We start from the raw sequence: 22,167 nt of genomic DNA on the forward strand, positions 1-22,167 counted from the left end.
CGGCAAGACCAAAGGCGATCGCTATGATAATTATTGGATCAGATTTTTTAATCACCTGATTTTTTCGGGTTAGACGCTTGTAAATTAACGCCTTTTAGGAAACTGGCAGGATGAAAAACAGAACTAGTGAAGATCATGTATAATCCAGAAGCAGCTTTGGAAAAAGCAAGAGTGCGTGTAGGTTTGGTGGGTACTGGGTATGCGGCAAAGTTTCGGGCTAAGGCATTTTTCGATGATCAGCGATCGCATTTAGTCGCAGTTGTTGGTCATTGTGCAGAAAAAACAGAAACCTTTGCCAAAGAGTACGAGATTGAAGCGTTGAGTTCTTGGCAAGAGCTAGTAGAGCGTGAAGATATAGACTTGGTGGTGATTTGCACTATTAATCGAGATCATGGTGCGATCGCTCGTGCAGCACTTAACAACGGCAAACACGTAATTGTAGAGTATCCCCTTTCGTTGGATGTAGTCGAAGCTGAGGAGCTGATTACCTTAGCCAAAGCCCAACAGAAACTTCTGCACGTTGAACACTTAGAACTTTTGGGTGGTTTGCATCAAGCCTTAAAGCAAAACTTAGCCAAAATTGGTGAGGTGTTTTATGTTCGCTACAGCACCATCAATCCCCAGAATCCTGCACCCCGCAAATGGACTTATAACCACGAGTTGTTCGGTTTTCCCTTAATTGGCGCCCTGTCTCGCCTACATCGTCTCACCGATTTGTTTGGTAAAGTATTTACAGTTAACTGTCACCAGCGATATTGGGAAATAGAACCGGAATACTACCAAACCTGTTTCTGCACTAGTGACCTTTGCTTTAACAGTGGACTTTTAGCCCAAGTAGTTTATGGTAAAGGCGAAAGTATTTGGCAATCAGAACGCAAGTTTGAAGTTCACGGTGAAAAAGGTGGTTTAATTTTTGATGGCGACACAGGATGTCTGATCCAGCCAGGGGAAACAACACCTATAGAGGTTAGCCCTCGCCGGGGTTTATTCGCCAAAGACACGAGTATGGTGTTAGACCATCTTTTTGATGGCACTCCTTTGTACGTTACCCCAGAGGAGAGCTTGTATACCCTAAAGGTTGCTGATGCTGCACAAAGAGCTGCACAGACAGGGATAACTATATTTATGAAAGATACTTTAGATCAAAGTTGATGAAAACTGAATTAATTGTTATTTTATCCCAGCGAGAATTAGACAAAATGCGTCAAGCTGGGCGTTTAGCAGCCAAGCTTCTCCAGCATCTAGAACCTTTCGTGAAGCCAGGGGTTAGCACTCTCGAACTCAATGATGAAGCCGAACGTTGGACGCAAGCGCATGGAGCAAAAAGCGCACCTCTTGGCTATAAGGGTTATCCGAAGTCGATTTGCACTAGTGTAAATGAGGTAATTTGTCACGGCATTCCCAACGCCAAGCAAATTCTCAAGGAAGGTGACATCATTAATATTGATGTAACGCCGATTGTTGAGGGTTATCACGGCGATACATCCAAGACATTTTTTGTTGGTACTCCTTCCCCAAAAACCAGAAAGCTGGTAGAGGTGACAGAGGAGTGTCTCCGCCTGGGTATTGCTGAAGTTAAACCTGGCGGACGCATTGGCGACATTGGTGCAGCGATTCAAGAGTATGCTGAAGCCCAAGGCTTTTCTGTGGTGCGAGATTTTGTTGGACACGGCATCAGTAACATTTTCCATACTGCACCGGATGTTCCTCATTATGGCACACGCGGTAAAGGCAAGCGCCTCAGACCAGGGATGGTTTTTACCATTGAGCCAATGATTAACGAAGGTACTTACGAAGTCGAGGTTCTCAGTGATAAGTGGACTGCTGTAACGCGCGATCGCAAACTTTCTGCTCAATGTGAGCATACCTTAGCTGTAACTGAAGATGGGGTTGAAATCCTGACACTACCTGAAGGCGAGAATTACTGGGCTGGTTGATTTTTCTACTACTTAATTAACCTATGACTCAAACTTTTGCTGCGGAAAACATCACACTTGAGCAACTAATATTGCTCTATGGATTAGAGTTAGTTGATTCGGAAGAATTCTTTCGAGACTGGCAAGATGACCTACCAGAACTGACAAGCTTAGAAAAGCAGCTATTGGATCAAATCAAGGCAGGTTACATAAATTTACGAAACTATCCGCCTTTATTAGAAAATACAGTTAACACGACTGTTTTATCGCCACTGCTATTCATTGGCAAGTTTTATTTACCTCCTTTTCACCTCAAATTAGAGAAATCTATCGAGATTGAAACACAAGACAACCAAACTATCATCAAAGGACGAATTGACTTCTTACTTCTAAATCAAAAATTCTGGGTAACAGTCATTGAGTCAAAACAGGTTGCTTATTCTGTAGAAGCAGGACTTGACCAAATTTTGGCATATATGCTGGCTGCTCCACAGTCACAAGATGTAGTATTTGGCATGATTACTTCTGGTGGCAGTTTTATGTTCATTAAACTGCTCAAAGGTTATCCTCCTCGCTATGCGACTTCAGATATTTTTGATGTCCGTAACCGTGGCAATGAGTTATATAATGTACTCCAGATTTTGAAGCGTATTAGTCAATTGACATTTACCTAATTAAAGGTAGTTAGGAACGTGGATTAATAACTAATTTTTTATCTAGTCCTATAACTATGCTCGAAAAGTAGAAGATTACGAAGCTTTAGGCATTGGAGAGTACTGGATTGCAGATTATCTAGGGCTAGGAGGCAAACGCTACATTGGCTTATCCAAACAACCTGTAATTACAATTTATCAGTTAATCGATGGAACTTATGAAGGACAACAGTTTAGAGGAACAGAACGCCTGACATCCCAAACATTTCCAGACCTGAATTTGACAGCAGAACAGATATTTGTCGCAGGTCGCTAGAGTTAGGGATTGGGAAACACATGGCGCTCTCTGGGGATACAATATTTAAACCAAGTAAGTAGGCAAGCATTTACCGTAGGCATCGCTCTACGAGATGTATGGTGCAAGTTAACACAGAATGTCTACTTTAATTCTCTTGAACCAGCTTTGCTTGTAACTGCTGTACTTGTTCTATACTTAAACCCGTGATTTGGGCAATTTCCTGTACAATCATTCCTCTTTGCAGTAAATTCACCGCTACTTTTTCTAAAGCTTTTTGTTCCCAACTAGTAACAATTTCCATGATTTCCTCCCGCTCAGTTAACCCTATTGTATCGATAGCCGCTTGGAAAGCTTGCTCTTCGGTTGCATCCAGCCGCAAATACGTATCAACAAACCCAGAAATCAATTGCATCCTTGCTGGGTCTAATTTCAAAGTTGCCAGCAACCGCAAACATTCTGCCTTAACCTGCGGACGTTCTTCTCTTGGAATATTCATCTTTGACATCAATGCTGCTGCCACCGGATTTGGCTGCGTTAGAAAATCCCGCCAATTTAAACGATTCAACTGGATTGCTGCAAACTGAAATTCCAGCACCTTTAAGTCGCCAAAGGTGACACGATAATTTTGCACTTGGGGGCGTAGTGGTTCGTCAAACGAGAAAACTACAACTGGGTAAATTGGTAAATCATATTTTTCATGCAGACGTGCAAAATACTTAAACATCCGCTTTGCAAATGCTGTCTCAGTGTAAGATTGATTTTCAACGTGAATTAGAAAACAAGTGTCTTGCTGCTAATAACGCACCTGCGCCAGCAAATCAATCTCTTTTTTTTCGTAACATCAGTAAATACTTCTTGGGGTAAAAATTGGATGGAATAGCGGTCTATTTGGCTGACTACTTTCTATTTGGCTGACTACTTGAGGTAGAAATAAATCGAGAAACTCAACAAAGAATGTAGATATTAATTCTTTGAAAAGCCTGTCATGGTCAATCATCTCAACAACTCCTCCAACACATCCAAATCTCCGCATTCGGCACAAAAGTTAGTAGCCGGTAAATGCTACGATGATTAATTTGTACAGTGCGTAAGTCCTATAACTATCGTCCCAACTTATTAGGAATACCTTCACAACCACCAGGAATAGTACCTCTGGTTTTTTCGCCACCCCAAGTGCAACAGTAGCAACGTGCAGACTCAGACATTCGTTGCACATTCGTAAAATCGGCATTTTCCACCACAGCGCCAGTGTGTTCGCCCGTTTGATAATCTGGTGCTTGGGTGCGACTGCGGGGTGATGCTTTGTCCACTACACCGTAAAATAGGCGAATCCCGTTGATATCAGCACCACTGAGATTAGTATTATATAAAATTGTGCGCGAGAAGTTGGCTTTTACTAAGTCACAACTCTCCAAATTAGCGCGGACAAGATTAGCTTCGCTTAGGTCAGTCCAACGCAAATCAGTACCAGAAAGGTCTGCTCCCGCTAGCATTACGCCTAAATCAATCACACGCACACCTTCTAGGCGATCTTCTGCATATCCACCACTCCCGTCGAGAATGGGGCGACCTAATCGTTGATCGCGTTTTAGGGGCGACAGCAACTTGGAACGTGAGAGAAAGCGGAGAATTTTCGCTTTACCACTACCATCAACACTACTTAAAATTGCCGCAGTGCGTCCTTCAGCGATCGCTCTCTCTTGAGGCCAATCTTCTAATAATCCTTCTTCATCTAATACTAAGTCTGAAACCCCTTGAAAATAGGAATCAATTGTCTGCTGCTGAGTGATAATATTTTGCTGAACTGTTAGCAGGTTTTGCTGAATTGTCAAGTCTTTGGAAATAATATATTGTCGCCACGCCACGTAAACGGCAATAACCGCAATGAAAATTTGCCCCAAAGCGCCAAACCAGTCTGCTAGGGTTCCAGCAATATCCCAGTTAATCTGGCGTCCCCAAAGCAGTAAGCGATCGCCTACACCTGTGAACCGGATCAAGCCAATGATCGCTACTAATAGCCCCAAAAAGGCCACAATCAACGTGCGTTCTTGGGGTGAAAACCACTCGGTTAAAACTTTTTGCAACCAAGGCAATAATATCGCTAGGGATAACAACAAAGTGATCAGCGTTCCGATAATGCCGATGATCCTGTTATTGAGGATAACTCCAATAAAAGTGATGGCGATCGCCAGGAGAATGATCAGCAATGCCCTCGGCTTAACAGTGAATTGGTTGCTAGTGGGTTGCTTGAAGTCAGAACGGGCTTGTTTGAGAGCAGTTGTATGTTGCGGAGATTGCAAAGATGCGATCGCTGCTAGGGCTTGTTGTGTCGCTAGTACTTCTGAGCTTAGGTTCTTCTCAGTTGCACTCCCATCAAAGTCATCTGGTTGCAAGTCGTTTTCGGGGATTGGTTCTGGGGTTGGTAGATTAGAGGAATCGGATTCAATCGTCATGTTTTCTATTTTGCCGCCTCAATCCACGTTATGCAGCATTCCTACCGCAGTAAATTCTTAAAAAACAGGCTGAAGATTATCCTGCTTGTCCTTGTGGCAACTACCACTATTGCCATGACAGTCATCGCCAGACCAGTTACTCACCTAACTTTAACAGCCTGGAGCGATCGCGACGATCGTCAACCCCTGCCTCTTGGTATGGTTGATGATGCCAGTCACCTGAACCAGACACAGGTGACAATTAAACAGGTTAAGAGTCAGCCTGGAGTTACTGAGGTGATACTACAGTCTGTACTTAGAGATGCCTTACGTCAAGCTAAGAAGGTAGCGATCGCTGGTTCAAACTGCTGAAATGCTTCTGCAATAAAAATTTTGGCAGTTTTTTATCCTTATTTAGTCATTTTTTTTAATAAATCTTGGTTAATGTATATTTTAAAATTTACGTCTAATGTGAATTGAGTGCCGAAAACTTTGTAATTTCGTCGATAGTTTCAAAACCACGATTTTTACACAAGTCTTGAAACCCTTATGGAGAAAGAGGCGTTTTTAATTCACATCAGGCGTAATTTAGTAAAATCAAACATGATTTATGCCTACATACTGAGGGCTTCATGATTAATAACATTTTCAAACGATTTGCAGTCAGTACGGCTTGTGCTGTACTTAGTTTAGGTGTCATGAAAGCAAACCCAACTTTAGCTGCAACATTTTCAATTTCAGCGCGGGAAGTAGCAACTGATGGTAATTTGACTTTTTTACGTAACTATTTTGGTGCATTTAGTGGAGAAAATTCTGACAATGATTTAATCTTGACACTAGGTGAACTGACAAATTTTACTTTTGAATCGGAAACTTTCTATGGACAAAGAAAATTTGCCTATGAACTCGCTGATCTTGAAAGTTTTACTTATAACTTAAGTAATAATCAACTAGATTTATTTGCAAGCAAGTTCTTTGATTTTTCTTGTGTAGTGGGTTCTGATGTGAGGCTGTATTACAGTTCAGATAGTGGAAGAGGAGGATTAGCAGCTGATTGTGATGGTACAGTTTTAACTTCATTGCAAGTTGCAAAAATTCCTTCTGAACCTCCAGTATCAATTCCCGAGGCTGGGACAACTACTGCATTGATTCTCTGGGGTGTGGGTGGACTGTTAAAGAAAAGGGCATATCTGACGAAGACACTGTAATTAGTTAGACTGCTTAATTCTGCCCGAAGTATTGATATATATTGTGGGGTGGGCATCTTGCCCGCCCTGATTAATCAGCGTGTAAGATATCCACCCCACAAAATTGAGTAATTTATTTGTTGGAATTCCCAGTCCTTTACCCTCAATTAAGGTGCAAGGGCATTACCCCGAATTAGGCTACCAATGGTTTTGGCAGTAATCTTCAATTGGGTGATGGGATTAGCTGGGACAACCGTCTTATACAGATAGCTATCGAATGTTAGCCGTTGTACATCAAGGTCATCGCACATTTCCACAAACGCCTCGCGGGTGGCATTGGAACGATAGAACACGCTTTGCAAAATGTCCAACACCTTGTAAGTGAGTCCGTATCTTTTATCCCAACGCTTCAGATAAACCTTGAGGTCATCTTCTGTAGGAATACGGCTACCACTATTAGATGTTTCTACAATAGTTTCAGCACACATCCGCCCAGATTTAGCGGCAAAATAAATACCTTCACCAGAGGACTTGGTAACGTAACCAGCAGCATCTCCCACCAAAGCGATGCGACCGACAACACGACGGGGACGGGGATGTTCAGGAATCGGGTGGGCTTCGACTTTGATGATTTTACCGCCTGCCAGTTTCTCGGAAGCACGAGCGCGGATACCAGCTTGTAACTGTTTGATGCTGGCTTTATTGATGTGCATCGTACCAGTACCGACAGCTACGTGGTCATGTTTGGGGAAAACCCAAGCGTAGAAATCAGTCGAAACGTCATCACCGACATACATTTCGGCGAGGTCGTTATAGTAGGCCATTTTGTCTTCGGGTAAGCGAATTCGCTCTTGAAAGGCGATCGCATAATTGTAATCCCCAGCGTCCATTTCCTTAGCAACGCGAGAATTAGCCCCATCCGCCCCAATAATTAGATCCACCTTCAAGGTTTTGGCAATACCCTGTGATATCCCATCTGTATGGTCAATGTAATGGATGGTATAGGGGTCAGTATTGTTTCCTGGTATATCGAGTTTATGAACAGTAGCATTAATTAAATTTGCGCCTACTTTTGCCGCGCGATCGCGCAAAAACCCATCTAGCACTTCCCGGCGGCACATTCCTATATATTCATCTTCATTTACCAGATTGATATCAACCTCCCGATTGGAAGGGGAAATCATTTTCATCTTCCGTACCCGGCGATCGATAATTTCTGGTGGTAGATCAAACTCACTTACCATACATAGGGGAATTGCACCCCCACAAGGCTTTGCATTGTCTAGCTTCCGCTCAAACAGGTAGGTTTCAATCCCAGAGGCTGCCAGCGTTTCTGCGGCAGATGAACCAGCAGGGCCTGACCCAATAACAGCAACCCGTAGTGTCAAAGGTCTTTCTCCCAAATCTTCACATTTACCCAGAGCATACTATCACGGTCTTTCGGCTGATTTGACGCTTTCCCTTCAGGTTTCTGTTGAAATGCAATATTCCTTAATGTTTCGATACGAAAAGCGAGATGGGGAATGGAGAATTAGGTTAATGGAAAATTTATCAAATTCTGGGGGTTTAACCCATATTCCGCACTTATTCGGGTAAGATTCGGCAAATCTAGTACTAAATCTAGGGTGAATTGGCTCTCTAGTGGTTGGACTACCTGGGAAAAGAGATACAGCGTTTTTCAGGTAAATGAAGTACACAGCTGCCTCCGGCTTCCCTCTCATTACTAAGGAGAGGGATTGAGGGTGAGGTTTGATCTTATATTTAATTACGCCTACCTACTTATTGTGCCTAAATTAAGTAGATTTTTTTCTCCGAGTCCTATCTGCTTACAGCACTTCCTGCTGTTATAAAGTACAGTTTGTCCCCTCCCCGCTACCTCCTGTAGCCTTTCAGGACTAAGAACGTACCTCACAATAGCGGAAACTGCTGTAGCAGGGGTGTTTAATTTATAACCCAACCCAATTACTACCCTTAGTATTAATCGTTGTAAGGTTGTGGATCGAGAATCTCTATATCACTAGGTGATATTTCCCTCAATCCACCAGTTGGATATAAATCTTCTTGATTAAGAATTTCAACGATTATTTTAGAACCCTGACTACCCAATTGATATCCACCAAAAACGGCATATTCACCTGTACTCTTGATTATTAAAATTAACTTGTAAGCTTGTCCTGAAGTCCTAACAGCTTTGTACTCTCTACCTAACATCTGTTTCTCCTTATTCAAAAGCTCTTTCAGCAATCTTGCAGCTTGATCATTATTTTTTGGTAGAAATTTGGGCAACCAGTATGAAGCCTTACGTACTTCCTGAGCGTGTTCTGATAATTTGTCAGATAGGATGGCCATAACACGTCGGAAGCCAAGACGCGGGAGTAAATACTTTAGCCAAAGTTCTATTTCACTAGCATTTGCTTCCGCTACTCCTCGCTCAAGCAGAATCTCAAAGTATCTTTTATTCTTCAGTACGGCATTAGCTAACTTTAGACCGATGAGAGAATCTCGATCTAAGATAGCGTTTATTTCATTGAACTGAGCTTCTTGCGGTAAACTCATCAGCCTTCGTTGTAAAGCCTTATGGTCTTCAAAATCTTTATCACCAATAAATCGGCTAATCATATTCTTTGTACCTATTAATATCTGATAATATTTATGACCAGATTTAATTTCACCCCAATGTTACCAAATGCCATCTTCTATCTATCATGGCGGAGGCTGTTTTCTCTTAATCATTACCAGGGATTGAATTGAGACTAATTAGACTTTGGAATTGACCTGGCTCAAAAAGTTCTTGAGGTAGTAAATCTGCATTGCTCATCGATTTAGCAGCAGGCCGATAATGTCCAGATTCATTAGTCCACTTGCGGAGGATGCCTCTATTAGCGCGTCCTGAAAAGTAGAGCCGGCCAGCGTATTTTACATCCTCTCCCTTTGCTAAATCTATATGACCAATTGCTCTATCTGCAACCCTAGCACTGGCTCTACGAATAAACACTATTCCCTCTAGAGTGACAATAAAATTATAGACTCCTGATGCGGTGCGTTCTTCGCGTTTGTATGTAACCTCTTGCCATTTTCCTGACTTGAGAACAAGCCGCGATCTTTGAATGATTCTTGGCGAGTCTTTAGGAAACAGGTTAGGGAATCTCTTCAACCCCAAGGCTCCTCATTGTAGCTTCCTCGATCGCGGCAGCTGCGGCAGCTAAATCTTGTTCATCTATAAATAACGATGTATGGTATATGTAAGACACAGTAATCCTACCAAGGATATGTAGATTTAGTTGCAGAGGTACAGAGGCAGTGGGCATAGTAGTTGAGAACGTCTCCAAACAATTCGGGAGTTTCAAGGCAGTTGATCAGGTCAGCCTGGAAATTAAGAGTGGTGCGCTAGTTGCGTTGCTCGGTCCATCAGGATCAGGTAAATCTACGCTACTACGGTTAATTTCAGGTTTAGAAATGCCAGATAGCGGCAAAATCCTGCTTACTGGTAAAGACGCTACATACCAAAGCGTGCAACAGCGTAATATTGGTTTTGTATTTCAGCACTATGCCCTATTCAAGCATCTGACTGTCAGACAGAATATTGCCTTTGGCTTAGAAATTCGTAAGGCACAGCCAAAGAAGATTAAGGGAAGGGTAGACCAGTTACTAGAATTGGTGCAGTTGACTGGATTAGGCGATCGCTATCCATCACAACTTTCTGGAGGTCAAAGACAACGGGTAGCATTAGCCAGGGCGCTGGCAGTAGAACCAGAAGTATTACTGCTAGATGAACCTTTTGGCGCACTTGATGCTAAAGTCCGCAAAGACTTACGCGCATGGTTACGCCGCCTCCATGATGAAGTTCATGTTACCACGGTTTTCGTCACCCATGACCAAGAAGAAGCAATGGAAGTCTCCGACGAAGTTGTGGTCATGAATAAAGGGCGGATCGAACAGGTAGGGACACCAGCAGAAATTTACGATAATCCTGCCACCGCATTTGTGATGAGCTTCATCGGCCCGGTGAATATATTACCCAGCACATCGAAGATTTTTCAAAGTAGCGGATTTGATGCGCCACACCCACAAGTATTTTTGCGTCCGCAAGATGTGATTTTAGAAAAGGTTGCTAACGGTGCCACTACACCTGCGACAGTGAGCCGATTGGTACATTTGGGTTGGGAAATTCAGGTGGAATTAACTTTCGATGATGGACAAGTGGTGATGGCGCATTTAACACGCGATCGCTTTAATGATTTAGAGTTAGAAACAAAACAGCGAGTGTATGTGAAGCCAAAAGATGCGAAGTCCTTCCCACTGTCTTATTCAATTTAGTTGGCAGTATTGCACGAAATTCTAAACCATTTACGGACTTGTCTAAATATTCTGGCTTTATAGTCATTGAACTCAGTTTTTAAAATAACTGAGGTAATTTATCATGTCTATATAAAATTGTTCGCGGATATTCTCCGCGAACACATCTTTTTTGTCCAAAGTCCAAACTTTCTAAATGCCCCGCTATATCTGCCCCTCCTAACAAGGAGTAAAAGTAAACTTAATTTGATAGCCACGATCGATTAGAATTTTAGTTTGTTGCCCCGCAGCTACATCTCTGGCACGCGCTATCAAAGTTGTGTTGATGCCGAAAACCGAATTCACTGGGTTAGCACACGCGTTTATTGCATCTGGTGTAATAGCTACATTTTTTACCCATCCATTTGAAAAGCCAGACGGGAAGTTTGCGTTTGGATCATTACTAGAATTTGGAACATTTTTGCCTTGAAACACTAATGTAACTTTTAGGTCAGCACTGCCTCCCTTAGGCACATTTGCAAAGCCAACATATTTAATGTTAATGGGCTTAACTTTGTACCCCTTAGGCACATTCAGACCAATTCTCAGATTGCAAGATTTTGATACAACCTTAGGAGCTAAAGCTGTAATCTGAAATTGAGGTAAAGTTACAGACAGAATATCTCCTTTCAAACTTGGTTGGGGATTTCCCGACGGGCAGCCATTGCCGAAAACAGTTACTGGAACTTGTTGAAACTGAAATCCTTGTGTTTGAGCCTGTACCTGAGATAAACCTAGAACATTTAAACTCAGTAACGTCAAACTAGAAACAAGAGTGCTTAAGACTTTCATAATTAAATAAGGAGAGTTTATCAGCTTTGTTGTCAATACTATTCCTAAACACAGACAGTCAAAGATTTCTTCCGAACGATTGGAAGAAATCTTTCGACAAGTTGCTAAAGCAGCTTTAGAGAGTTTAGGTTTTGTGAAAAACTAAATGCAAAACTTACTATGCATTTAAAAACCTCACAAGGATTAGAATCAAGTTTGATTTGGAACACAAGGAGTAAAATCAAACTTGATTTGGAACAATACAGGACCGATTGTTGTGTCGATTGTATCAATTCTGATTTGAGTTTCTTGATTTGCAGGTATATCTTTAGCTCTTGCCGTCAGAGTTGAATTGATACCAAAAATCGAACTTACTGGGTTTTTACAGGCATTTATTGTTCCTAATACAATACCTATATCTTTGCTCCAAACATCTGAGAAGCCAGGACTAAAAGTTGCTTTTGGTTTATTGATAGTTCGAACTTCTTGACCTTGAAAGAGTATTTTAACGTTCACGTCAGCACTGCCTCCTTGAGGCACATCTGCAAAGCCAAGATACTTGACGTTAATCGGCTGAACGTTCAATCCAGAAGGTACATTCAGACCGATCCGCAGATTGCAGGATTTTGATACAACCTTAGGAGGTGAAGCTTTAGCTTCAAACTCAGAAAATGTTATTGAAAGAGTATCTCCATTCAAAATTCCCTCTGCTGTTCCATCTGGGCAACCAGTTCCTAGAAGAGTTACTGGAACTTTTTGAAACTCAAATCCTACTGGTTCAGCCTGTACCTGAGATAAGCCCAAAACATTTAAACTCAGTAGTGTCAAACTGGAAATAAAAGCACTTAAAATCTTCATACAAGGACTCCGCTAAAACGTCTAATTTCTTCTGGACCTTAGCTACAACTGAAAACTCCCTAAGACACTTCTAAACAAAGGAATTTAACCCAGCAGCCTCTTTGGGGTTTGGGGATTTATAGCAATTCTTATTTGTGTTCAATACGCTCTAGTTAAGGTAGACAGAAATAGGAAAAAACAAGGAATTTCTGACTATTAAATTATTTATTAGCGTATTTCATTTATTTGAGAATTGCTATTTTGTTGTCAATACTATTTATCAAGACAGAGAGTCAAAGATTTCTTCAGAGTGATTGGAAGAAATCTTTCCAGAAGTTGATAAAGCAGCTTTAGAGGGTTCAGCTTTTATAAAAAAATAAATGCAAAACTTACTCTGCATTTAAGAAACCTAACAAGGTTTAAAACCAAACTTGATTTGGAACAATACAGGACCGATTGTTGTATCGATTGTATCAATTCGGATTTGGGTTTCTTGATTTGCAGGTATACCTCTAGCTCTTGCCGTCAGATTGGTATTGATACCAAAAATCGAACTCACTGGGTTTTTACAGGCATTTATTGTGCCTAATACAACACCCACATCTTTAGTCCAAACATCTGAGAAGCCAGGTCCAAACGTTGCGTTTGGATTATTGATAGTTGGAATTATTTGACCTTGAAAAAGTATTTTAACGTTCACGGCAGCACTGCCTGCTTGAGGCACATCTGCAAAGCCAATATACTTGACATTAATCGGCTGAACGTTCAATCCAGAAGGTACATTCAGACCGATCCGCAGATTGCAGGATTTTGATACAACCTTAGGAGGTGAAGCTAAAGCTTCAAACTCAGAAAATGTTATTGAAAGAGTATCTCCATTCAAAATTCCCTCTGCTGTTCCTTGTGGGCAACCAGTTCCTAGAAGAGTTACTGGAACTTTTTGAAACTCAAATCCTACTGGTTGAGCCTGTACCTGAGACAAACCCACAATATTTAAACTCACTAGCGTCAAACTGGAAATAAAAGCACTTAAAATCTTCATACAAGGACTCCGCTAAAACGTCTAATTTCCTATGGACATTAGCTGCAACTGAAAATTCCCTAAGACACTTCTAAACAAAGGAATTTAACCCAGCAGCCTCTTGGGGGTTTAGGGATTTATACCAATTCTTAATTGTCTGCAATACGCTCTGGTTAAGGGAAACAGAAAATAATAAAAAACAATGAATTTATTTTCTGGCTCTTAAATTATTTATCAGCGTCTTTTATTTATTTAAGAATTGACATAACAAGAACCTGTTAATAATCATACTGTAACATCATAATTACATTGAATCTCTCCAAAGAGATATGTTTTGTAATTATTTACACAAATTAACTAATAGCTGACGATTAGCTCATTTTTTATAAAGTTAAAAGAAGGTTTGGCTAAAACCTAGACTTTTTCAAAAGATGGGAAATTGAGAGCTAGCAACGTATCGAGCTTTTCTTTTTTGCAGTGGCAATAGAATTAGCGTAGGTGCAGCCCACTGTAGACATCGCTAACTTAAAATCATCAAACTCAGTAGAGTACTTTGAATACAAGCATTTATTTCTGACAAAGCACGAAAAGTTTTCAAGCAAGTTAAACTTTGGTGAAGATGAAGTTAAACTTTGATGAAAATGAAGGTAAGTAACAGAGTTTTATACCCAGTTTTTTGGACTATGTTTGAACAAGTTGGCACAACTGAAATTTTGCGTTATCCAGAATAAGTATTATGGCTATATTCAGTCCTAAACCAGCTACTATTTAACAGTAGCTGAAAAATATTTTCCTTTTTACCTAAGTTGCTCTCAACAGTGGTAAAATTTCCAAAACTGCAATGCTTAAATCAGGAAACTGTAAAGGTGAAATAATCCCATCTTCCTCTACAATTACTTCACTTTGATAGCCATCCTCAGTCGGTTCTCGAAAGACGTGCAATTGCCGGCCAATCACATCTAGCACCCAATAATCTATAATTCCCGCCTTTGAGTAAGCTTTTCCTTTAGTTTCACAGTCTAGTTTAAAGCTGCTATCTGCTACCTCAATAATTAGATAAACTTCAGAAGGGGTAGGATGATGGTCTGCATAGTCCAGTGGATCTACTTTAACGACAGCAATATCCGGTTCTGGCTCAGACCGTTCATTTAACTTTACTGGGTCTTGAATGGATACCCAAGCCCGATTTCCTAACCTATTTTTCAGTAAGTAGTCTGTTCTCCCCACTGCTGACCTATGGGCTGTCCCTTTTGCAATCATCCAGATAATCTTTCCTTCCAGGAGTTCCACTCGTTCATCTGCACTAAAAATCCCAGCATCAGCCATCCGGTGGTATTCCTCTACTGTCCACAGGCGCAGTTTTAACGTCGTTTCTGTGTTTTGCATGGCTTGTTTAGCAACTGTGAGGAGCAATTAATATCCTAGCATTTTTAACTTGACATACCAGAAATAGTATGATATTAGAAAAATATTTTGTTTATAAATTAATCCTCTAAAATCTGGATTTCATCAAGTTGATTAATCACCACATCCGCACCTCGGACATTATCTGACTTACCTACCCAAGTGATACCAATACAACCTGCGGCTTTAGCATTACGCGCCATTTGCATATCACCAACTGAATCACCTACCATCAATGTAGCTCCTGGTTCGACTTTCAAAGCTTGGCAAGCTTGCAAAAATAGCACTGGATCTGGTTTACTCGGTCCCTCATCGACTCCCATTTCCAACTGGATATAATCACTTAATTGGTGATTAGCGACAAACTTACGTACTTCTTCAGTTGTCGCAGCTGAGAGGATACCGAGTTTTAGTCCGCCTTCTTGCAGGGATTTCAAAACTTCTAAGCTACCCACAAATAGTGGTGAAGGAGTTTGTCCAATGTATTTTTCCGCTTCATCCAAAGCTTGACGGGCTATTTTTAACGACTCAAACCAACCCTTACCAGTTTCGGCTATATATGCTGCTGCTGCTACTTCTGTTTCACGGCGGCTTGCGACTGATATTAAACCTGCGGCATCTAGAAGATTACCATTGACGCCAAATGCCATTAATAGGGGTTCCCCAGTTCCAGGAATTTGAGCATCTATTAATCTTGCTGCTTTTTGTGCGAGCGATCGCAAATACATTTCAGAATCTTCTAGAGTACCGTTTTTGTCAAACAAAATTGCCTGGATATGATTAAAAATGATATTTCTACATTTAATGGTTGCCACAATCTTTAACTCTTAACTTTTACCGATTCTCCACATAAAAAAAGAGGGAAAACCCTCTTGATAAAATGATGTGATACTCTTACTTAAAGACAAGTAAAGCTATAAAAAATCTACTACTCTTCAATAGCTACTGGAATTTCTTCTTCAGTTTCCGTTGCTGCTGGAATCTCCTTTTCAATTTCCGCAACTACTGGAATTTCTTCTTCAGTTTCCGTCGCTGCTGGAATCTCTTCTTCAATTTCCGCAACTACTGGAATTTCTTCTTCAAGTTCTGCTGCTGGTGGAATTTCTTCTTCAATTTCCGCAACTACTGGAATTTCTTCGTCAAGTTCTGCTGCTGGTGGAACTTCTATTTCTTCGTCTGCTACAACTTCCGCAGGTGCAGCCGGCGCAGCAGTAGCACCTTGCTGCTTGGCTAACTGCTGTTCACGATACTTAGCAGCCATTTCTTCTGCCTTATCGTAAACCAAATCCCGGTTTTTAATCATGTCGCCGGGTTCTGGTTCTAGCTGCTTGGTAGATAGGGAAATCCGACCCCTTTCTGCATCCAAGTCAATGATCATAACTTTCAGTTCATCATTGACATTGAACACGCTGTGAGGCGTATCAATATGTTCGTGGGAAATCTCAGAAATGTGCAGTAGACCACTGACACCACCGATATCGATGAAAGCACCGTATGGCTTGATGCCACGAACAGTACCAATTACTACTTCGCCGACTTCTAGGCGGTTCATCTTGCGCTCAACCAACGCCCGACGGTGAGATAGAACTAGGCGATTACGTTCTTCATCCACCTCTAGGAATTTCAATGGTAAATCTTCGCCTACCAATTCTTCTTTAGGTTTGCGGGTACTGATGTGGGAACCTGGGATAAACCCACGTAATCCCTCAATCCGTACTAATGCTCCGCCGCGATTGGTTGCAAATACGCCAGAACGTACAGTAGCATCTTCTGCTTGCAGCTGTCGCACGCGCTCCCAAGCCCGCATATATTCAATACGGCGAATGGAAAGAGTTAATTGTCCATCTTCGTTTTCATCGGTAAGGATGAAAAATTCCCGCGTTTCGTTTGACTGTAAAACTTCTTCCGGGCTATCTACCCGGTTAATAGACATTTCTTGTATAGGTATATATGCTGCGGTTTTAGCACCAATGTCAATCAGAGCGCCGCGCGGCTCTATACTGAATACTGTTCCTGGTACAACATCACCAGGGCTAAAATGATAATCGTATTTGTCAAGTAGAGCAGCGAAATCTTCGTGAGTGAATCCAATTTCTGTAGCGGTTAAATTCTGATTGACCATGCTAATTTGTTCCTGGTTCTAGTCTCCGTAAAGGTTGGGCGATATAGCGCGATGTCTTATGCAAGCGCTTTTATGGCAGCTTACACTTAAGACCTTTTTCATCCTAGCGCAGAAAAGCTAGTATTAACACATATCTAGTCCAAAGATCGGAAATTATATCACAATCTTAAAATGATTGGTCATTTACTTAGAGTTAGAACCAACAAAGGACAAATATAATAATATCCGTTGCTACTATCCTTGGTAGCAACGGATATTAATATTAAATCCGCTTGAAGGTCTGGGAATAGGATCTACTTATCTTTTTTCTCAAAACGAGGGGGTTCACGAAATGCGATCGCAAAAAAGATAGTACCTATACAGAGTGTAAAAATCAAGATGTACGCAACGCTTTCCATATTACGATTTCCTGCCTATCTAGCCAGTAATTAAAGTTATGAGTGCTGAGTACTGAGTGCTGAGTCAGAGCCTTAACTCCAAACACAGCACTCATAACTCAGCACTGAAATTAGAGAGCTTCCTTCCGGCGCGTTGACTTGTCACCCACTTTCTGGAACAGACCCCATTCAACTTGTTCTTCTAGATCGGCATCAACACCAGCAAATACGTCTCGGTAGATTGTCCGAGCGCCATGCCAGAGATGACCAAAGAAGAACAGCAGAGCAAATACAGCATGTCCAAATGTAAACCAACCTCTAGGACTGGTGCGGAATACACCATCAGAGTTCAAGGTTTCCCGGTCAAATTCAAAGATTTCACCGCCTTGAGCCTTACGAGCATACTTCTTCACATCAGCTGGCTCTGTAAAGGTCTTACCATTCAGATCGCCACCATAGAAGCTAACGGTGACACCAGATTGCTCGAAGCTATACTTAGATTCTGCCCGACGGAAAGGAATGTCAGCGCGGACAATTCCATCTGCATCAGTCAAAATCACTGGGAAGGTTTCAAAGAAGTTGGGGAGACGACGCACGGTCAATTCCCGTCCTTCAGAATCTTTGAATACGGCGTGACCTTGCCAAGACTGGGCAATGCCATCACCTTTGACCATCGGACCGGTGCGGAATAGACCGCCTTTCGCGGGGCTATTGCCGACGTAATCGTAGAAAGCCAGCTTTTCTGGAATCTCCGACCAAGCTGCCGTTAGGCTTGCACCTTGAGCAACGCTAGTTTGAACGCGACGATCAATTTCCTGACGGAAGTAGCTTTGATCCCATTGATAGCGGGTAGGGCCAAATAATTCGATGGGTGTGGCGGCGTTACCGTACCACATAGTACCAGCAACAACGAAAGCAGCAAAGAAGACTGCTGCAATACTGCTAGAAAGTACTGTTTCAATGTTCCCCATCCGCAGGGCTTTGTACAGCCGTTCGGGGGGTCTGACTGTCAGGTGGAATAAGCCTGCAATAATACCAACAACACCAGCTGCAATGTGGTGAGCCACAATCCCACCGGGGTTATATGGGTTAAAACCATCTGGTCCCCATTCCGGTGCTACTGCCTGCGCGGCGCCAGTTATACCATAGGGGTCAGTAACCCACATCCCTGGGCCAAATAGTCCGGTGAGGTGAAAAGCACCAAACCCAAAACAAAGTAGACCAGATAAGAACAGGTGAATGCCAAACATCTTTGGCAAGTCTAGGGCAGGTTCACCAGTGCGGGGATCTCTAAAGAGTTCCAAATCCCAGTAAACCCAGTGCCATACGGCGGCTAGGAACAAAAGACCGGAAAGAACGATGTGAGCGGCAGCAACGCCTTCAAATGACCAGAAGCCAGGATCAATTGCTGGACCACCAGTAACATTCCAACCACCCCAAGATTGGGTGACACCTAGACGTGACATGAAGGGCAGTACGAACATTCCTTGACGCCACATCGGGTTGAGAACCGGATCGCTAGGGTCAAAAACAGCCAGTTCGTAGAGTGCCATCGAACCAGCCCAGCCTGCTACTAAGGCTGTGTGCATCAGGTGTACAGAAATCAGCCGACCTGGATCATTCAGAACGACTGTATGTACTCGATACCAGGGTAGTCCCATCGACTACGCTCCTCCTCTATGAGTTAGTTTACAAAGCAATTTTCTTACTGAGGTTTTGAGAGACGAAAGCCGCCACTCAGAAAACTCTCTCTTGTTTTTTGTTATTGCCAGAGCCAGAGTATTACCGCAGCTTAGTCTTAGAAGTCAGACAGCGTGGGTGCTTTGGCAATGCTTACTCGCTTTGGGAGGTTTACCCCGTAGGGTAGCCATGGCCTAAGCAAAAATGAGAATGTTTTAAAAAGTGTAACTATTGATGGAATTGTTTGCAAGCGTGTAAATTGATGCGATCGCGTAGCATCTGAAAGTTTTTTCGCTACCAATCACTGTCGGGGATTAAATTTGCTTATATTTTCTTTACAAGGAGAGACAAGGGGAAATTATTGAACAAGTCTCTCCCTTGTCTCTTTTCCATGCCCAATGCCCTACTAAACCACCAACTGGATATTTTGCAATTGACACTTCGCCTCAGCCGTACCCAGGCGTTCAATTACCTGTTCAGCACTCATCAGACGCTTGAGTACTACTTGTCCTATGGCTTTACTGGCAATTACTGGTGTTGTTGGCTTGACTTCTACGGTTAAAATGGCTTCTTCAACTCGATAAAGCCATAGCAATTCGTTTTGTTCCACTAAACAGATATTCATTTGCTGAATATCTGGTTGGCGTCGCCATGCAGTTATTTGCCATAGTCCATCAGATGCCCAGACTCTAGCAACTGCCCATCCCTCAGATAGAAAGAAATACTTCACGATCTTAGTCTCACTGTTTGGACTTTCTATTTGCTATTTACCATATCGTACATATCTCATTTGTTAATGTATAACTAATAATATTTTAAATTTAAGACTATTTAATTTAGTGCCCACGTTTTAATAGCAAAAATCGTTATTTACATCAGATGACTCAGTAGAAAAAATAACAATTTCATCACATCTGATTTCAACCTAATAATTTGATTATTTTACAAAGTTTATCAGAAATATTTATGTATACTATTCTGAGCAAAGAAGGAATATAATTTTATCAATACTTTAGGTAATTATCAACAAACCTATAAACTCACCATTTAGATATTCTGGTGGAAAATTTTATGCTCGTAATTTGATTCTTAATCATATCCCCTCTCACTCTGGGGGCAGGTCTATCTTCTTTATAAAAGATAAAGTAAATAGTAATTGGCTCAATCATATTGATGAATTATTAATAAATACCTTATTAATAATTCGAGATAAACCCGAAGGGTTAATAAATTTTTTATAAGGTGAAAATCTACATACTATAATTAGCATTTAAACGAGTCAACCATCACAGCTTTCTAAGTATTTTTATTTAAAAATCTCAAATATATCTATTTGTTTGAGCAAAACCCTGTATTAAAAGTGGGTAAATTAGTAATTAATTGTAATAAATGCTATAAAACTAACGAAGATATAGTATAATCACTGACCGCTAGTTACATAAAATTTAACTCTATGACCTGGTTTTCTTTGTCCGTGAAACGGTGGGGTCGGATTACACAATTCCTATCTTTGTTCTGTCTATGTTTATTATTAGTTGTTAGTTGCGCTCCTCGTCCTCAGCCTTCTACGCCACCATCCGGTTCTGTAAATAGCCCTACAGGTGATGGTCGGATTACTATAGGTACAACAGCAAAGCCAAGAACCCTTGATCCGGCTGATGCTTATGAGTTAGCATCTTTAGGTTTGGTGTTTAATATGAGCGATCGCCTCTACACCTACGAATCAGGAAGCACGGAAATTAAGCCCCAGCTAGCTACAGCATTACCGAAAGTCAGTCAAGATAGCTTAACTTATACCATTCCCTTACGTCAGGGAGTCGTTTATCACGATGGGACTCCTTTCAATGCTAAAGCAATGGCGTTTACCATCCAGCGCTTTATTGAAAATAAAGGAAAACCCTCATTTTTACTAGCTGATATAGTAGATTCGGCAAAACCTACAAGTGAGTATGAGTTAACAATTAAGCTGAAAAAGCCCTTTTCAGCATTTCCTTCACTGCTGGCGTTTCCTGGGGTGTGTGCAGTTTCGCCAAAAGCTTACGAAGTCGGTGCTGGTAAATTCAAGCCGAATATTTTTGTGGGGACTGGCCCTTACAAGTTAGCGCAGTATGGTACTGATTCAATACGATTTGATGTGTTTGATAAGTATTGGGGAGAAAAACCAGCAAACAAGGGTGTTAACGTCCAAATTCAAACTAGTCCGGTTAATTTGTTTAATGCTTTCCGTACAGGCGCAGTCGATGTAGCTTATCTGTCGCTGCAACCAGATCAAACTCGCAGCTTAGAAGACGGTGCTAAAAAAGGGGATTGGCAAGCGATCGCTGCTGAAGGTAGTGTAGTAAGTTATCTGGTATTAAACCGGAATCAAAAGCCTTTAGATAAATTAGAAGTAAGACAAGCGATCGCCTCAATCATTGACCGTCCACTTTTAAACGAGCGAGTATTACTTGGTCAAGCAAATCCGCTTTATAGCATGATTCCCACGACGTTTAAAGTTTCTGTGCCATTATTCAAAGATAAATATGGTGATGCTAACTTTGAGCAAGCTAAAAAATTGTTAACTACTGCTGGTTTCTCCAAAGAGAATCCCGCAAAAGTGCAAGTTTGGTATCCTTCTAGTTCGCCTACTCGTAGTTTGGCAGCACAGACACTCAAATCTCTTGTCGATGTCAAAATGGATGGAATACTGCAATTTGAAGTCACCCCCGCCGAAGGTCCTACATTTTTTAAAGACATCTCCAAAGGATTATATCCAGCAGCTTTACTTGATTGGTATCCAGACTTTTTAGATCCAGATAATTACGTCCAGCCGTTTTTGTCTTGTGCCAAAGGTTCTGTTGCCAAAGGATGTGAAGATGGAGGCAGTCAAACTCAGGGTTCGTTTTACTATAGCGAAGCCATGAATAAACTGATTGATCAGCAACGCAAGGAACAAAACCCCGAAGCGCGTCAGAAAGTTTTTACAGAAATTCAAACGCAAGTAACCACTGAAGTACCTTACGTTCCCTTATGGCAAAACAAAGACTATGTATTTGCCCAAAAAGGTGTTAATAGCGTACAACTTAACCCTACCCAAATTCTGGTTTACCAGACAATTAAAAAGTAGTTATTTAGCCCTTTCAAGGTGGATAAAA

Annotated in this window: 22 protein-coding genes and 1 pseudogene; 8 read left to right on the top strand and 15 right to left on the bottom strand. The window is 41.5% G+C overall.

The features are described 5' to 3' along the window. Positions 1 to 135: 135 nt before the first annotated feature. From V7K15_RS09195 to V7K15_RS09210, 4 genes and pseudogenes are all read left to right on the top strand, one after another. The gene (locus tag V7K15_RS09195) at positions 136 to 1,152 is read left to right on the top strand and encodes a Gfo/Idh/MocA family protein (RefSeq protein ID WP_334905008.1); all 1,017 of its coding nucleotides are present in this window, start codon (positions 136 to 138) and stop codon (positions 1,150 to 1,152) included. Next, positions 1,152 to 1,937 carry a type I methionyl aminopeptidase gene (map, locus tag V7K15_RS09200; protein ID WP_334905010.1) on the top strand — a complete coding sequence of 262 codons (786 nt, stop codon included), beginning with the start codon at positions 1,152 to 1,154 and terminating at the stop codon, positions 1,935 to 1,937. The genes V7K15_RS09195 and map overlap by 1 nt, the downstream gene beginning before the upstream one ends. 23 nt (positions 1,938 to 1,960) lie before the next feature. After that, a complete protein-coding gene (locus V7K15_RS09205; protein WP_334905012.1) occupies positions 1,961 to 2,590 on the top strand; it encodes a restriction endonuclease subunit R in 630 nt (209 codons plus the stop codon). Positions 2,591 to 2,642: 52 nt separating this feature from the next. Next, positions 2,643 to 2,885: pseudogene (locus tag V7K15_RS09210) on the top strand (Uma2 family endonuclease); the annotation flags it as partial. Between the two features lie 127 nt (positions 2,886 to 3,012). On the opposite strand, the gene V7K15_RS09215 reads toward V7K15_RS09210, so the two are convergent. Together V7K15_RS09215 and V7K15_RS09220 are read right to left on the bottom strand one after the other, a co-directional pair. Next, positions 3,013 to 3,591 (bottom strand): hypothetical protein, encoded by a 579-nt coding sequence (locus V7K15_RS09215; RefSeq protein ID WP_334905014.1) that lies wholly within the window; start codon positions 3,589 to 3,591, stop codon positions 3,013 to 3,015. A 376-nt stretch (positions 3,592 to 3,967) separates the two neighbouring features. After that, positions 3,968 to 5,320, bottom strand: coding sequence for a pentapeptide repeat-containing protein (locus tag V7K15_RS09220; RefSeq protein ID WP_334905016.1), 1,353 nt, complete (start codon positions 5,318 to 5,320; stop codon positions 3,968 to 3,970). Between the two features lie 30 nt (positions 5,321 to 5,350). Between V7K15_RS09220 and V7K15_RS09225 the strand changes: the two genes are divergently transcribed. Both V7K15_RS09225 and V7K15_RS09230 read left to right on the top strand, forming a co-directional pair. Beyond that, positions 5,351 to 5,671, top strand: a complete 321-nt coding sequence (locus V7K15_RS09225; RefSeq protein WP_334905018.1) for a hypothetical protein — start codon at positions 5,351 to 5,353, stop codon at positions 5,669 to 5,671. Between the two features lie 260 nt (positions 5,672 to 5,931). Next, positions 5,932 to 6,507, top strand: coding sequence for a hypothetical protein (locus V7K15_RS09230; protein ID WP_334905020.1), 576 nt, complete (start codon positions 5,932 to 5,934; stop codon positions 6,505 to 6,507). Between the two features lie 146 nt (positions 6,508 to 6,653). Here the strand turns inward: V7K15_RS09230 and chlP are convergent, their stop codons facing one another. The 4 genes from chlP to V7K15_RS09250 all read right to left on the bottom strand — a co-directional run bounded on the left by chlP (position 6,654) and on the right by V7K15_RS09250 (position 9,794). Next, a complete protein-coding gene (gene chlP, locus V7K15_RS09235) occupies positions 6,654 to 7,874 on the bottom strand; it encodes a geranylgeranyl reductase (protein WP_334905022.1) in 1,221 nt (406 codons plus the stop codon). A 589-nt stretch (positions 7,875 to 8,463) separates the two neighbouring features. After that, a complete protein-coding gene (locus V7K15_RS09240; protein ID WP_334905024.1) occupies positions 8,464 to 9,105 on the bottom strand; it encodes a hypothetical protein in 642 nt (213 codons plus the stop codon). Between the two features lie 106 nt (positions 9,106 to 9,211). After that, complete coding sequence (locus tag V7K15_RS09245) at positions 9,212 to 9,640, bottom strand: hypothetical protein (protein ID WP_334905026.1); 429 nt, start codon at positions 9,638 to 9,640, stop codon at positions 9,212 to 9,214. After that, on the bottom strand, positions 9,624 to 9,794 hold the full coding sequence (locus V7K15_RS09250; RefSeq protein ID WP_334905028.1) for a hypothetical protein: 171 nt from the start codon (positions 9,792 to 9,794) through the stop codon (positions 9,624 to 9,626). Before V7K15_RS09250 ends, V7K15_RS09245 begins: the two co-directional genes overlap by 17 nt. Here V7K15_RS09250 and V7K15_RS09255 point away from each other — a divergent pair. Continuing rightward, positions 9,787 to 10,803, top strand: coding sequence for a sulfate/molybdate ABC transporter ATP-binding protein (locus V7K15_RS09255; RefSeq protein WP_334905030.1), 1,017 nt, complete (start codon positions 9,787 to 9,789; stop codon positions 10,801 to 10,803). The two genes, V7K15_RS09250 and V7K15_RS09255, sit on opposite strands and share 8 nt — an antisense overlap. A gap of 198 nt (positions 10,804 to 11,001) precedes the next feature. Here the strand turns inward: V7K15_RS09255 and V7K15_RS09260 are convergent, their stop codons facing one another. The 9 genes from V7K15_RS09260 to V7K15_RS09300 all read right to left on the bottom strand — a co-directional run bounded on the left by V7K15_RS09260 (position 11,002) and on the right by V7K15_RS09300 (position 19,763). Beyond that, positions 11,002 to 11,613 carry a DUF4360 domain-containing protein gene (locus V7K15_RS09260; RefSeq protein ID WP_334905061.1) on the bottom strand — a complete coding sequence of 204 codons (612 nt, stop codon included), beginning with the start codon at positions 11,611 to 11,613 and terminating at the stop codon, positions 11,002 to 11,004. A gap of 189 nt (positions 11,614 to 11,802) precedes the next feature. Then, positions 11,803 to 12,450 carry a DUF4360 domain-containing protein gene (locus V7K15_RS09265; RefSeq protein WP_334905032.1) on the bottom strand — a complete coding sequence of 216 codons (648 nt, stop codon included), beginning with the start codon at positions 12,448 to 12,450 and terminating at the stop codon, positions 11,803 to 11,805. Positions 12,451 to 12,838: 388 nt separating this feature from the next. Then, positions 12,839 to 13,471 (bottom strand): DUF4360 domain-containing protein, encoded by a 633-nt coding sequence (locus V7K15_RS09270; RefSeq protein ID WP_334905034.1) that lies wholly within the window; start codon positions 13,469 to 13,471, stop codon positions 12,839 to 12,841. Between the two features lie 780 nt (positions 13,472 to 14,251). Then, the gene (locus V7K15_RS09275) at positions 14,252 to 14,836 is read right to left on the bottom strand and encodes a Uma2 family endonuclease (RefSeq protein ID WP_334905036.1); all 585 of its coding nucleotides are present in this window, start codon (positions 14,834 to 14,836) and stop codon (positions 14,252 to 14,254) included. Positions 14,837 to 14,934: 98 nt separating this feature from the next. Beyond that, positions 14,935 to 15,669 carry an HAD family hydrolase gene (locus V7K15_RS09280; protein WP_334905038.1) on the bottom strand — a complete coding sequence of 245 codons (735 nt, stop codon included), beginning with the start codon at positions 15,667 to 15,669 and terminating at the stop codon, positions 14,935 to 14,937. A gap of 113 nt (positions 15,670 to 15,782) precedes the next feature. Next, positions 15,783 to 16,976 carry a 30S ribosomal protein S1 gene (locus V7K15_RS09285; protein ID WP_334905040.1) on the bottom strand — a complete coding sequence of 398 codons (1,194 nt, stop codon included), beginning with the start codon at positions 16,974 to 16,976 and terminating at the stop codon, positions 15,783 to 15,785. Positions 16,977 to 17,269: 293 nt separating this feature from the next. Continuing rightward, positions 17,270 to 17,374 (bottom strand): photosystem II reaction center protein T, encoded by a 105-nt coding sequence (locus V7K15_RS09290; RefSeq protein WP_292763946.1) that lies wholly within the window; start codon positions 17,372 to 17,374, stop codon positions 17,270 to 17,272. A 110-nt stretch (positions 17,375 to 17,484) separates the two neighbouring features. Next, the gene (gene psbB / locus V7K15_RS09295) at positions 17,485 to 19,014 is read right to left on the bottom strand and encodes a photosystem II chlorophyll-binding protein CP47 (RefSeq protein WP_334905042.1); all 1,530 of its coding nucleotides are present in this window, start codon (positions 19,012 to 19,014) and stop codon (positions 17,485 to 17,487) included. A gap of 425 nt (positions 19,015 to 19,439) precedes the next feature. Next, positions 19,440 to 19,763 carry a hypothetical protein gene (locus V7K15_RS09300; protein WP_334788283.1) on the bottom strand — a complete coding sequence of 108 codons (324 nt, stop codon included), beginning with the start codon at positions 19,761 to 19,763 and terminating at the stop codon, positions 19,440 to 19,442. Positions 19,764 to 20,486: 723 nt separating this feature from the next. Here V7K15_RS09300 and V7K15_RS09305 point away from each other — a divergent pair. Further along, a complete protein-coding gene (locus tag V7K15_RS09305; RefSeq protein WP_334905044.1) occupies positions 20,487 to 22,139 on the top strand; it encodes an ABC transporter substrate-binding protein in 1,653 nt (550 codons plus the stop codon). Positions 22,140 to 22,167 lie beyond the last annotated feature (28 nt).

The sequence above is a fragment of the Nostoc sp. genome, assembly GCF_036919815.1.
In the GTDB taxonomy this organism is placed as follows: Bacteria; Cyanobacteriota; Cyanobacteriia; order Cyanobacteriales; family Nostocaceae; genus Nostoc.